This is a genomic window from Streptomyces sp. NPDC043861, assembly GCF_056435905.1.
This window is the reverse complement of the sequence record NZ_JBWKDP010000009.1, coordinates 13,756-26,597: the sequence shown is the minus strand read 5'-3', so window position 1 is coordinate 26,597 and position 12,842 is coordinate 13,756. Positions and strand designations below refer to the sequence as shown.

Here is a 12,842-nt window from a genome sequence, read left to right as displayed (position 1 = left end):
ACACGCACGGAACCCCTCACCGTAGGACGGCGAGGGGCTCCATGAAGTTGAACAGCGGCCCGTGGGCCCGGCCTGGGTGGCCCGGCTTTCTAGTACCAGTGGTTGGCCTGCCAGAACGACCAGGCGCCGCAGGGGCTGCCGTAGCGGTCGTTCATGTAGTTGAGGCCCCACTTGATCTGAGTGGCCGGGTTGGTCTGCCAGTCGGCGCCGGCAGAGGCCATCTTGGAGCCGGGAAGCGCCTGGACGAGACCGTAGGCACCGGAGGACGGGTTCGTCGCACGGTAGTTCCACGTGGACTCGTGGTCCACGATGTTGCTGAAGCACTGGAACTGATCGCCCGGGATCATCTGCCGGGCCATCGCCTGGACCTCGGCGACGCTGTACGAGGACTGGGTCGCGAAGCTGGAGGCGTCACGGACGGAGGAGCGGCTGGCGCGCTCTTCCTCCTTCGCCTTCTCCTCGGCCTCGCGCTCGGCCTTGTCGTCGGCAGCCTGCTTCTTCGCCTTGGCGTCCTTGGCGGCCTGGACGCGTGCGGCTTCCTCTGCGGACTTCTGGGCAGCCGCGTCGGCAGCGGCGGCCTGCGCATCGGCCTGCTGCGTCAGGGACGCGACCTGAACCTGGGCCTGCTCACCGACGGGGATGTCCGCAAGAAGCGTCGCGTCGGCAGCGGTTGCCTCGAAGTCGGTGCCCGCGGACTGCGGGTTACCCGAAGCAACGCCGACGACGGCGCCGACTGTGGTGACCGCAGTGGCAGATGCCACGGCGAATCCCCGGACCGAGATCCGGCTCACACGGTTTCCTTCCAGCGTCGCCCGCACAGGTGACCTCGCGGGCGCAATCTTGCCCCTGACACTGGCACCCCAACTTGCAAGGTCACGGGGGGCACGGGCCCGGTGGGCAACTCCCCCCGGGGGGAGCGCCGCGTGGTGCTCGGGCGGCATACGGCGGCAGCTGTTGAGTTGTGTGGTGCCACATCCCTGGGGATGCAGGTGTGCCGTATGCGGGGCCTGACGGAAGCAAGACTCTGCCGGAAGGCGAGGGCGCAAGGCAATTCCTCGTTACGTGGGATAGCTCACACCTCGTTTGCCCCAGGGGTTTTGCGGAAACGGGCGCGCAGCACGACGCCGCCCGGCTAAGCTCCTGGGCTTTACCGGGCGGCGCCAACTCTCCTGCCTGGAGGAACGGGTCAGATCGGACCGTCCTCCAGCATTTCGGTCACCAGTGCGGCGATCTGTGAACGCTCGGAGCGGGTGAGCGTGACATGGGCGAACAGCGGATGCCCCTTCAACTTCTCCACGACGGCGACAACTCCGTCATATCGACCGACGCGCAGATTGTCGCGCTGCGCCACATCATGGGTCAGAACAACCCTTGAATTGGCCCCGATCCTGGACAGAACGGTCAGAAGGACATTCCGTTCGAGCGACTGGGCCTCATCGACGATGACGAACGCGTCGTGCAGCGAGCGTCCCCTGATATGGGTGAGCGGCAGCACCTCGAGCATGCCGCGGCCGAGTACCTCCTCGATGGTCTCGCGGCCGGCCACCGCGGAGAGCGTGTCGAACACCGCCTGGGCCCAGGGGCTCATCTTCTCCGCTTCGGTGCCCGGCAGATAGCCGAGTTCCTGGCCGCCGACCGCGTACAGCGGCCGGAAGACCATCACCTTCTGGTGCTGCCTGCGCTCCAGGACCGCCTCCAGGCCGGCGCAGAGCGCGAGCGCGGACTTTCCGGTGCCCGCCCGGCCGCCCATGGAGACGATGCCCACATCCGGGTCGAGCAGCAGATCGAGGGCGATGCGCTGCTCGGCACTGCGGCCGCGAATCCCGAAGGCCTCGCGGTCCCCACGGACAAGACGGACATTCCCCTCGGAGGTGACGCGGCCGAGTGCCTTGCCGCGCTCGGACTGGAGGACGAGTCCGGTGTGGACCGGGAGCTCGGAGGCCTCGGGGACGTACAGCGTCTCCTCTTCATAAAGGATGTCCACCTGTTCGGCGGCCAGAGCCAGTTCCGACATTCCGGTCCAACCGGAATCCGTGACGGCGAGCTCCGCCCTGTACTCCTCGGCGAGGAGACCGACGGAGGACGCCTTGATACGCAGCGGCAGGTCCTTGGAGACGACCGTGACGTCGTACCCCTCGGCCTGGAGATTGCGCGCCACCGCGAGAATCCGTGAGTCGTTGTCGCCCAGCCGGTAGCCGGCGGGGAGCACACCCGGGTCCGAGTGGTTGAGCTCGACGCGCAGCGTGCCGCCGAGGTCGCCCATCGGGATGGGGGCGTCCAGACGGCCGTACCGGACGCGGTAGTCGTCCAGCAGGCGCAGCGCCTGTCGGGCGAAGTATCCGAGCTCCGGATGGTGCCTCTTGGCCTCCAGCTCCGTGACCACGACGATCGGGAGCACCACTTCGTGCTCGTCGAAACGGGCCAGCGCGTTCGGGTCGGCCAGCAGGACGCTGGTGTCGAGAACGTAGGTGCGCCTGTCGGGCATGCGGCGCTTAGTGCTGTTCACCACGGAAGGACGTACCCCCTCGGCTGAGATCGGGGTGCGACGGCGTCGCGGGCAGTAGGACCGGTGACCGGCCGCGATGCACGGGCCGGATACCGGCCCTCCGTTCCTTCCATGCTCACCGCATGGTCGTCCTGGCGCAAAGGGCCTCCCGGGCGAGCGGACTCGGTGCCACTCGCTGTAGCACGGCATCCGGCTCAGGTGTCCGGATGTCGACCTGTCAGGGATATTCCCTCGAACGTGCACAGCCATGCCATGGCATATGACGACGCGTCGATGAACAGGCGATGACCATGACCGTGCGCAGGGGCGGGACCGGGGGCGGGGCGGGCTGCACGGCACGGGACGACGCGTCGGCGAAGGGTCCCGGCGGCGTGAAACCGCCGTCGCACGGGCGAACGGGTGACGGCCCGGCCCTTCCCGGAGCCGACCCCTCGCCGCAGGGTCGGTGAAACGGCGTCCGTCCGGCGCCCGTTCGGACCCACGCTGTCCGGGCGGGCCGGCAGCGGGCCGAGCCGTCAGCGGCGCGGCAGACCCGGGCGATTCACCCGGGCAGCGGACAACGGAGCACCGGGCAGCGGATACCGGGGCACCGGACAGCTGACGCGGGGACACGGAGATACGGAGATACCTGAAGGAAAGGCACATACCGCACAAGGCGGCGGAGTGGGACGAAGGGCTGCGGATCACGGCCGCTAGTGCTGTGACCGGATAGGTTCACCGGCTCGCGACGCCCTGCACGGCACTCCCCCTGGCTTCGCCGGGAGGCGCCCCCACGCTGCGTTGTCGAATCACCCGAGTACATCCAGTACGAGGGCGATACTCCGCCTTGCGATGCGTCCCCGCGGCCCCAAGGGGCCGGGGAGACCCCATGCATCCGACGCCACGCGCCGATCCACCAGAAACTACGGGACAGCCCTCAGGACGCCACCGCGCCGGCGGGCCGACGCCCTCCCCGGGAGGGGAGCCCCCGGACGGGGACCGCGAATCGTGTGCGGGCTTCCGGTCCGGGGAGGCGGACGACGCGGGTCCCGTCAGGTGCCGTAGCGCCGGTGGCGGGCGGCGTAGTCGCGCAGGGCGCGGAGGAAGTCGACCTTGCGGAAGGCGGGCCAGAAGACTTCGCAGAAGTAGTACTCGGAGTGGGCGCTCTGCCAGAGCATGAAGCCCGAGAGGCGCTGCTCACCGCTCGTCCGGATCACCAGGTCGGGATCGGGCTGACCCCGGGTGTAGAGGTGCGAGGCGATGAGGTCCGTGTCGACGATCTCCGCGAGCTCCTCGAAGGTCGTTCCCTTCGACGCGTGCTCCGTCAGCAGGGAGCGGACCGCGTCGGCGATCTCCTGACGGCCGCCGTAGCCGACGGCGACGTTGACGAGTATCCCGCCGATGCCGGCGGTCGCCTCTTCCGCTTCCTTCAGTACGGACTGGGTGCGGTCGGGCAGCAGGTCCAGCGTGCCCACGTGGTTCACCCGCCAGCGGCCGTCCGCCGCGAGACCGCGCACCGTGTCCTCGATGATGCCGAGGAGCGGGATCAGCTCCTCCTCGGGCCGGTCCAGGTTGTCCGTGGACAGCAGCCAGAGCGTGACGACCTCGACGTCGGTCTCGGCACACCACCCGAGCAGTTCGTGGATCTTGCTGGCACCCGCCTTGTGGCCCTGCTCGGCGGTGCCGCCGGACGCCTTCGCCCACCGGCGGTTGCCGTCCAGGATGACCCCGATGTGCTTGGGCGCCTGCTCGTGGTCGAGGCGGCCTTCCACACGGCGCGCGTAGAGCCCGTACACCAGGTCGCGCAAGTTCACGTACTCCACCCTCTCGGTTCGTCCGGACCGGCACAACCCCCCGCGGGATCCGGCCCGCCGCGCAGCGACACACCTTGTGCGCTGTGGCTGCCCCCGAAGCCGTCACATTACTTGGCACCGGCCACGGCGGCCCAACCCGGTCTGTCACAAGTCCGTGATAAGCAGGGAAGCGTGAACGATTCCCCCTATTACCGCGCCGCGGAGAGCCGCTACGACGCCATGGAGTACCGGCGCAGCGGCCATAGCGGGCTCAAGCTCCCCGCGATCTCGCTGGGCCTCTGGCACAACTTCGGCGACGACCGCGCGCTCGACTCGCAGCGTGCGATCCTGCGCCGCGCCTTCGACCTGGGAGTGACCCATTTCGACCTGGCGAACAACTACGGCCCCCCGCCCGGCTCCGCCGAGCTGAACTTCGGCAAGATCTTCGCCCAGGATTTCACCCCGTACCGGGACGAGCTGATCATTTCCACCAAGGCCGGGTATCTGATGCACCCCGGCCCGTACGGCGAGTGGGGTTCCCGCAAGTACCTGCTGTCGTCGCTCGACGCCTCGCTGAAGCGGATGGGACTCGACTACGTCGACATCTTCTACTCGCACCGCTTCGACCCGCACACCCCGCTGGAGGAGACGATGGGCGCGCTGGCGTCCGCCGTCCAGCAGGGCAAGGCGCTCTATGTCGGTGTGTCCTCCTACAACGCCGAGCAGACCGCCGAGGCGGCAAGGCTGCTGAAGGAGATGGGCGTACCCGCGCTCATCCACCAGCCGTCCTACTCGATGATCAACCGCTGGATCGAGGACGACGGCCTGCTGGACACCCTGGAGACGGCCGGCATGGGCTGCATCTCCTTCGTGCCACTGGCCCAGGGTCTGCTCACGGGCAAGTATCTGACCGGCATCCCGGAGGGCTCTCGGGCCGCGCAGGGCAAGTCCCTCGACCCGGGCCTCCTCTCCGACGAGGTGCTCCGCCGACTGCGCGGACTCAACGAGATCGCACGGCGCCGCGGCCAGTCGCTGGCCCAGCTGGCCCTGAAATGGGTGCTGCGCGACGCCCGTATGACCTCCGCGCTGATCGGCGCCAGCAGCGTGGGGCAGCTGGAGGAGAACGTGGCGGCGCTCGCCGCACCGCCGCTCTCCGAGGAGGAGTCGAAGGAGATCGACACCTTCGCCGTGGACACCGCGGGCACGAACATCTGGGCCGGCCGGAGCTGATCAGGGCTCCCGCGAGGCTGATCACGGCATCGGGGAGGTCCGCCGCTCACCGGGCCCGCTCCCCGGATCCGGCAGTCGCTGATCACGACGCCCGGTGGACACCGGCCGCATCCTCGGCCGCGCCCGGAGACAAGAAACGGGCCGGTCCGTGGGGGGGATACGGACCGGCCCGAGGGGGGGCTTCCACCATAACCCTTCGTGAGGGCCGACGCGTGCCACGGCATGCCACAACTACTCTCCGAAAGCACCGGACTGCGGCCCGAAGGCGGAAACCTGCCGGGAAAACCGTGTCCGACATTGGTGAAGCGGTCCGGCGTGGCGCGCGCGACTACTCCTCACGGGGGACCTTCGTCGCTGGTCACAGGGTTGACGTGGTGGTCGGTGCCGACCCTGTGGGCGACTCTGCGCGTCAAGCGGCCCGGTATGAGGGCTGCTCTTTGTTGGCCGGAATTCGCTCCTCCAAGTCGTCGCCCCGCCGGCCAGGCGGCAGCTCGGCCCCCTGGAAGGCCGGTTTTCTCCCCTTTCATCACGTCTGTCGACGGCATGGGCGGTGTCCGCCCCCGACTCCCGCTGTCCGACAGCACGGGTGCGCACAGCGGACAGTTCTTGGCCTATATGCCTCCTAGGGTCGGCCCATGACGAGGACGAAGGTGACCTGGACCGAAGCCAACGCCCGCCGTATCGCCCGGCAGGGCCTCCACGCACCGGCGGATGCCGCCCGGGGCTCGTCCCCCGCGACAGTCACCACCGCGATGCTCGGGGCCCACGCCCAGGTGCTCTCCGCCGCCGAGCTCTCCATCGCACTGCGCCTGAAGGGCGCGACCCGTGCGGATGTGCGCGAGGCCCTTTGGACCGAGGGCACGCTGATCAAGACCTTCGGGCCGCGCGGCACCGTGCATCTGCTGGCCACCGCCGATCTGCCGCTGTGGACGGGCGCGATGTCCGGGGTCCCGGCGGGGCCGAACCCGATGCCTGCGGACCTCCGGATGTCGGAGGAACAGACCGAGGCGGTGCTCGCGGCGATCGACGACGCGCTTGCCGACACGGCGCTCACCGTCGACGAGCTGACCGACGCGATCGTGGAGCGCACCGGACCCTGGGCCGGGGAGCGGGTGATGGAGGCGTTCCAGGACAAGTGGCCGCGTTGGCGGCAGATCACTCACCGGGCCGCCCACCGCGGGGTGCTGTGCTTCGGCCCCAACCGCGGCCGCAAGGTCACCTACACCAATCCGCACCGCGCCCTTCCCGGCTTCTCCCCCCTCGAGGAGACGGCCGCGCACGCCGAGCTCGTCCGCCGCTATCTGCGGGCGTACGGGCCGGCGGTCCCGCAGCACTTCGCCAAGTGGCTCGCGGCGCCGCGCGGCTGGGCGGGCGAACTGTTCGCCTCCCTGGCCGCCGACGGGGAGATCGAGGAGGTGCTGTACGAGGGCGAGCCCGGGTGGGTCGTCACGGGTGACACGGATTTCCCGGACGCCCCGGCCCGTGGCGTGCGACTCCTCCCCTACTTCGACGCGTTCACCATCGCCTCCCAGCCTCGCGAACTGCTGTTCCCCGGCCCGGCGTACGAGCGGGCCCTTTCGGCCGGCCAGGCGGGGAACTTCCCCGTCGTGCTCGTGGACGGGGTCGTCGCCGGTGTCTGGCACCAGCGCCGCTCGGGCCGCCGCATCGCGGTCACTGTGGAGACGATCGGGACCCGGGCGCTGACCGCCGTCCACCGTCGTGCGCTGGAGGAGCAGGTGGAGCGGGTGGGCGAGATCCTCGAGGGCAGGGCGGAGCTCACGGTGGGGAAGGTCACGGTGGGCGGCCATGCATAGACCGCGGCCGCAGGGGCCGGCCCGATGGGCACGCGGTCATGAGCGGTGCAGAAGGGTGACCCCGTCCCGCTCGGCGACGACCTCGTAGCCGTGGGAACGCTTCGCCGCGTCGAGCTCTGCGAGTTGCTGCTCCGGTGGATAGGGCCAGTGCCCGGTCTTGTAGGGCCATGCCTCCGGAGCCCTGCGGTCATGGATGATCCACTCCGCGGTGGGGCGGGGCAGCCGCTTCCTCTCGTACTCGTAGAGCTTCCCCTCGACCGGCCAGGTCGGGAAGATCACCACCTCGCAGCGCGAAGTGAGCTGCGGAGCGAGCCGGTTGGAAGCGGCGACCGTCGCGCCGTCAGGGATGCGCCGGAGCAGCGAGCGCGCGGCCTCGATGTGCTGGGTGGTGCGCCAGGTGGCCCGCTGCGCCAATTGGGCCAGGGGGAAGGACGGGAGCATCACCACCGTCACGGCGACGACCGTCACGAGAGAGGCCCGGACATGACGCGCCGCGAGGGGGTGGCCGGAGGCCCGGTAGGAGGCGAGGGCATCGATGAGCCCGGCGATGACAACGGGCATCAGGACGGCGCTGTAGTGGAAGGCAGTGCCCCAGTGGAAGCCGTTCTCCGACAGCATCCGCCAGGCCAGCGTCGGTACGGCGATCAGTGAGAGCGGCGAACGCAGGGCGACGAGCGCGCTCGGCGCGAAGACGAGGACGAGGGTCATGGCCTTGATGTCGGGCCGCAGCGCATCCAGAGGGGCGAAGGCCACCGTCGCGAGGAGAGACCCGTGTCCGTCGACGAGATTGCCCCCGTGTGCGTAACCGCCGCCCGGGTTGAACGCCGGGAGCAGCAGCTTGATCTCGATCGCGCTGCCGATCAGTCCGGCCGCCGCGGTGACGAGGCCGAGCCTGCGCGGCCCCTTCCACGCGATGTACACCCCGACCGCGGCCAGCGTCAGCCCGAGGTCCTCCTTCACCAGCAGCATGGGAGCCGCCCAGGCCGCGGCCTGCCGCCAGCGCCGCCGACCGAGCGCCTCGAGCGCGAAGGCCAGCAGGGGGACGGCGAGGGCCACCTCGTGGAAGTCGAAGGCCGCAGCCGATGCGATGCCCCAGCTCGCCCCGTATCCGAAGGCGACGACGTGCGCCGCACGTCGGCCGAGCGCACGGGCGGCCCAGCGCGCGAGCGGTACGACCGCGACGGCGAGCAGCGCGGACTGGGCCAGGAGCAGACAGAGCGGGGACGGCCAGATCCGGTAGAGCGGGGCGAGGACCGCGATGAGCGGATGGAAATGGTCGCCGAGGAGATTGAAGTTCTCGCCCCGCAACGGGACGACGGGGGCCTCGAGCCGCGCATAGGCGCGTACGGCCTGCTCGAAGATGCCGAGGTCGTAGCCGGTGGTGCGCAGGAGTTGGTGGCGGCGCACGGCCATGGTCGCGTAGAGGAGGAACAGCGCCGCCGCCCATCCCCGGACGAGAAGGGCGGCGGGACGGCCGGCGGGCGGCCGTGCGGCGGGGGTCCGGATCGTCTCCGTTTCCGCAGACGGCACCGTCGCACTGTCAGAGAATGTCCGCATACGCCCGCATGCTAGAGGGCGTGACCTGCCGTGCTGTCCACATGACCGGGGATCTCCCCCTCGTGGCGGTCACCGGTCGAGAGGGTCCCGGACGGCTCGAACATCAGGATCGAGGCGCCGGGCGAGGAGGGCTTGTGCTCGGTGCCCTTCGGCACCACGAACACGTCGCCCTTGTGGAGTTCGACCGTGCTCTCCGTACCGTCCGCGTCCCGCATCGCGATGTCGAAGCGGCCGTCGATGACGAGGAAGAACTCATCCGTGTCCTCGTGGACGTGCCAGATGTGCTCCCCGACGGTGTGGGCGACACGGACGTCGTAGTCGTTCATACGGGCCACGATGCGCGGACTGTAGACGTCGTCGAAGGAGGCGAGTGCTGCGCTGAGATTGACGGGCTCGGTGTCCATGGGACGAGTCTGCGCGGGAGGCGGGAGCAGTGTCTTGTACGTATGTGCACACGCGCACCCGTTCGGTCCTACGCCGACAGTGCGCCCAGCAGCAGCCCGGCCAGCGCCCCCATGATCATGAAAGGCCCGAACGGGATCGCCGACTTCCGCCCGGCCTTGCGCAGGAGGACGAGCCCGAACCCGTACGCCCCGCCCAGCAGGAACCCCGCGAACGCCCCGACGAACAGCGTGCCCCAGCCGTACCAGCCGAGCACGATGCCGAGGGAGAGCGCGAGCTTCACATCGCCGAAGCCCATGCCGTTGGGGTTGATGAGGAAGAGCACGAAGTACGCGGCGCCGAGGACGAGCCCGCCGAGCAGCGCCCCGGACCATGAGCCTGCCGCCTCGGGAACCAGCGCGGCACCCCCGAGCAGCACGGCCGCAGCGACCGCGAGCGGCAGCGTCAGATGGTCCGGCAGCCGGTGGACGTTGCGGTCGATGAGCGCGAGCAGTACGGCGACGGGCGTGAGCAGCACCCACACGGCGGCCTCGGGCCGTGCCCCGGTGGCAGCCGCGAGCGCCGCGCAGACCAGCGCGGTGATGGCGGGCACGAGGAAGGAGGGCCGGTACGGCACGGGCCCTCTCCCGGCCATGGCACTCCCCGATGCGGTCGGCGCGGGACCGGCGTTGGTGGCGGCGGCAGGTGCAGGTGTCTGCACCTGCGCCGAAGTGGCCGCTGCTCGAGCAGTCGCCGGCGCCTCGGAGGACGCCGGGGAGTCAGCGGACGCCGGGGAGTCAGCGGATGCCGGCACTTGGGTGGATGCCGGCACCTGGGACGGCATCGACGGCATCATGGACACCGCGCAGCTCGGACACCGGGCGGTGCCCAGCCACCCGCCGGCGGGTCCGACGATCGGATGGCCGGCAGGACACGCGTTCCGCCAGCCCTCCTCCGGCTCGACGGACAGCCGGTAGGCGGCGCGCGGCACGAGAGCCCCTGCCCCGGCGCCCCAGGCGGCGGCAACGACGATCAGCGCGACGGCGTACGACTCCACGTGCCCGACCCTAGGACCGATGAGCGTCCCGGTCATGGGCCCTGGGGCCCACTCTCCGTCACCCGGGGGCCCACGGCCACGGGACTGGCGCTACGGTCTACCTCCATGGGCATCTGGAGCGACGGCAAAGGCGTATTGAGGATCCCCGGCCGCGAGAATCCGGTGGACCTCGAGATGGCCGCCTCGTACCGGGCACGGACCCGCGGTCTGCTGGGCCGGGACGGCATCGACGGCGCGATCATGCTGACCCCGTGCAGCAGTGTGCACACCTTCCGGATGCGCTTCACGATCGATGTGGCCTATCTGGACAAGCGGTTGCGTGTCCTCGACGTACGAACCATGAGGCCGGGGCGGCTGGGCATGCTGCGGCTCCGCGCCCGCCATGTCCTGGAGTCGGAGGCAGGAGCGATGGAGGGCTGGGGGGTGCGACCGGGCGTACAGCTGGCGATCGAGAGTGCCGCCCGAACGCCCGGCGACACCGGGACGGGTGCCGCCGCTGGCCCCGGCGGCGGGAAGGCCGGCTGACCGGTCAGTCCTCGGCCGCCGCGATGAGTTCCTCACGCGACGTGGCGCTGTGGACGGGCACGTCGAAGCTGTAGCCCTCGTCGCAGAAGATCAGGTCGATGTCCTTGGGCACGAGCGTGCGGTACCAGAGCGCGAAGTCCGCGGCGAGCCCGATGTGGCCATCCAGATAGATGCACCGGCCGTCGACGTGGGTGTATCCCTCCATCCCCTCGTCACCGCGCCGCAGTTCCCACTCCACGTCCCTGACCTGAGACCCTTCGGGAACCTCGTTGCGACGCACCACGGCGTCCGGCCACTCCTGGCCCAGCGACGAGATGATCGCGTCCTGTCCGACGCTCCACTCGTCGCTGTCGAACACCACGAGATACTTCATCGTTCCGCCCGCTCCCTCATGGATCTCCCCCGGTCGGCCCGCCCCTCAGGGCTTGACCTCGACCTGGCCGTTGATTCCGTACTTGCGCATCTTCTCCTCGAAGTACTCGACCGCCCTGGGGTCGTTGGTGACGACGCGCAACTTCTTCACAGGGGTTCCCTTGTCCTTGAGGACGGCAGCGTACCGCCGGAACTCGTCGTCGATGTCCGCGTCCACCTTCTGTCGGATGAAGTCCGGTGCCTTGGAGTCCTTGATGAAGGGGCTGCGGGCAGGGTTGTCGACGAGCTTGGCGTCGATCAGATCTCCCGTGTTGGAGTCGAGGCCGTCCGCCCAGACCTTCTCTCCGCCGCCTTCGACCTGGTATTCGGTGTCACCGGCGTGCTTCCGCTGGTACGCGCGCTGCTTCGGGTTTCCGTAATTGGCCCCGCGCGTCTTCAGTTTCAGCTTGTACTTGGTCAGGCAGTCGTTGTTGTGGACGAGCGCCCAGCTTGCGCCCACGCCGACGTAGTACGTGTGAATACCGCCGACGGTCAGGTCGTGGGTGGTCTGGCGCTTCACGAAATGCTCGACGGCGCCGACCTGCACTGCGGTCCCGGCCGACGTGCGGAGCAGGGCCCCCTGCCGGATGTCACCGGCGTCGACCCAGCGCCGGAGGTCCACCGCCCAGAACGGATGGGTGTCCGTGGCGGTGACCTGCCCGGCGGTCGTGTGCAGCCGGGTGAACCGCTTGTCGTCGTGTGTGGTGAAGGTGCGGGTCACCGGGCGGGTCGTGGTGAGTCCGGTGACCGGGTCGGTGGCGACGGCCTGGTCCCCGATACGCACCGACTCGATCGGAATGCTCAGCCCGCCGGCAAGCAGGACCTTGGTCCCGGGCGGGAAACTGTGGCTGACCGGACACGTCGTCGGCTTGTCGTCGGGTTTCTTCTCGTCCGGTTTCTTCTGTTTTTCGGGGTCGTACTTCTTCTTGGCGTCCTCGAGGGCCTTCTCCGCATCCTTGACGCGTTTGCGGTTCTTCAGCAGACCCGTGAGGCCGTCGTACAGGTCCCCGCCATGCTTCTTGAGCTTCTTGATCAGCTCATAGGCCTTCTTCCACTTCCACGGCGCCCCGTACTTCGCGGCCAGCTTCCCGACCGCACCACCGATCAGACTCGTCAGAACATTGATGAGGGTCTCGGTACACGCCCCCATGTCCCCCTCGGTGATGCACTTCAGCGCATCGGTGATCCCCAGCTCCTCCGCCAGGATCTTCCCCAGCTCCTTGGCCGCTTCCTTCGCCTTGTCCGAATCCGACTTCTCCGCGGCCCGGGCGTCCTGAAGCTCCTTCAGCGCCTTCTCGTAATCGATCTGCTCCTGCGACTTGGGAGCATCACCCTGCGCACCACCGGTATCCGAGGCGGGCTGTCCGTCACCGGTACCATCGGCCTGGGCACCTCCCCCACCGCTGTCACCGCACTCCCCGCCGGCGATGCACGACACCTGCGCGGTGATCTTCTGCGCCAGCTCCGCACCGATCCCGGTCGCCACCAGCGCACCGACGATCGCCACCACGACCAGGACAAGCCCCAGATACTCCAGCGCACCCTGGCCACGATCCCGCACGCGACGCCGACGCAACCCGAGCAACCGC

At 69.4% G+C, this 12,842-nt stretch carries 11 protein-coding genes; 3 read left to right on the top strand and 8 right to left on the bottom strand.

Annotated elements, in window-relative coordinates; all coding sequences use genetic code 11:
- Window positions 1–89 precede the first annotated feature (89 nt).
- The 3 genes from AC068D_RS21035 to AC068D_RS21025 form a co-directional block, all read right to left on the bottom strand.
- Window positions 90–791: an aggregation-promoting factor C-terminal-like domain-containing protein gene (locus AC068D_RS21035; RefSeq protein WP_478824546.1), complete on the bottom strand. Its 702-nt coding sequence runs from the start codon at window positions 789–791 to the stop codon at window positions 90–92.
- A gap of 395 nt (window positions 792–1,186) precedes the next feature.
- Complete coding sequence (locus tag AC068D_RS21030) at window positions 1,187–2,509, bottom strand: PhoH family protein (protein ID WP_478824545.1); 1,323 nt, start codon at window positions 2,507–2,509, stop codon at window positions 1,187–1,189.
- A gap of 1,028 nt (window positions 2,510–3,537) precedes the next feature.
- Entirely contained in the window at window positions 3,538–4,299 is a 762-nt protein-coding gene (locus tag AC068D_RS21025) for an isoprenyl transferase (protein WP_478824544.1), read from the bottom strand.
- A gap of 171 nt (window positions 4,300–4,470) precedes the next feature.
- Between AC068D_RS21025 and mgrA the strand changes: the two genes are divergently transcribed.
- Together mgrA and AC068D_RS21015 are read left to right on the top strand one after the other, a co-directional pair.
- Window positions 4,471–5,508, top strand: a complete 1,038-nt coding sequence (gene mgrA / locus AC068D_RS21020; protein WP_478824543.1) for an L-glyceraldehyde 3-phosphate reductase — start codon at window positions 4,471–4,473, stop codon at window positions 5,506–5,508.
- Between the two features lie 635 nt (window positions 5,509–6,143).
- Window positions 6,144–7,322: a winged helix DNA-binding domain-containing protein gene (locus AC068D_RS21015; protein WP_478824542.1), complete on the top strand. Its 1,179-nt coding sequence runs from the start codon at window positions 6,144–6,146 to the stop codon at window positions 7,320–7,322.
- Between the two features lie 36 nt (window positions 7,323–7,358).
- Here the strand turns inward: AC068D_RS21015 and AC068D_RS21010 are convergent, their stop codons facing one another.
- The 3 genes from AC068D_RS21010 to AC068D_RS21000 form a co-directional block, all read right to left on the bottom strand.
- Entirely contained in the window at window positions 7,359–8,879 is a 1,521-nt protein-coding gene (locus tag AC068D_RS21010; RefSeq protein ID WP_478824541.1) for a DUF2079 domain-containing protein, read from the bottom strand.
- Between the two features lie 11 nt (window positions 8,880–8,890).
- Window positions 8,891–9,283 (bottom strand): cupin domain-containing protein, encoded by a 393-nt coding sequence (locus AC068D_RS21005; RefSeq protein ID WP_478824540.1) that lies wholly within the window; start codon window positions 9,281–9,283, stop codon window positions 8,891–8,893.
- Window positions 9,284–9,351: 68 nt separating this feature from the next.
- The gene (locus AC068D_RS21000) at window positions 9,352–10,317 is read right to left on the bottom strand and encodes a prepilin peptidase (RefSeq protein ID WP_478824539.1); all 966 of its coding nucleotides are present in this window, start codon (window positions 10,315–10,317) and stop codon (window positions 9,352–9,354) included.
- 105 nt (window positions 10,318–10,422) lie between these two features.
- Here AC068D_RS21000 and AC068D_RS20995 point away from each other — a divergent pair, with 105 nt between their 5' ends.
- Window positions 10,423–10,842, top strand: a complete 420-nt coding sequence (locus tag AC068D_RS20995; RefSeq protein WP_478824538.1) for a DUF192 domain-containing protein — start codon at window positions 10,423–10,425, stop codon at window positions 10,840–10,842.
- 4 nt (window positions 10,843–10,846) lie between these two features.
- Here AC068D_RS20995 and AC068D_RS20990 read toward each other — a convergent pair whose 3' ends face one another.
- Both AC068D_RS20990 and AC068D_RS20985 read right to left on the bottom strand, forming a co-directional pair.
- Entirely contained in the window at window positions 10,847–11,215 is a 369-nt protein-coding gene (locus AC068D_RS20990) for a hypothetical protein (protein ID WP_478824537.1), read from the bottom strand.
- A 45-nt stretch (window positions 11,216–11,260) separates the two neighbouring features.
- Window positions 11,261–12,838: a restriction endonuclease fold toxin-2 domain-containing protein gene (locus AC068D_RS20985; protein ID WP_478824536.1), complete on the bottom strand. Its 1,578-nt coding sequence runs from the start codon at window positions 12,836–12,838 to the stop codon at window positions 11,261–11,263.
- Between the last annotated feature and the right edge of the window lie 4 nt (window positions 12,839–12,842).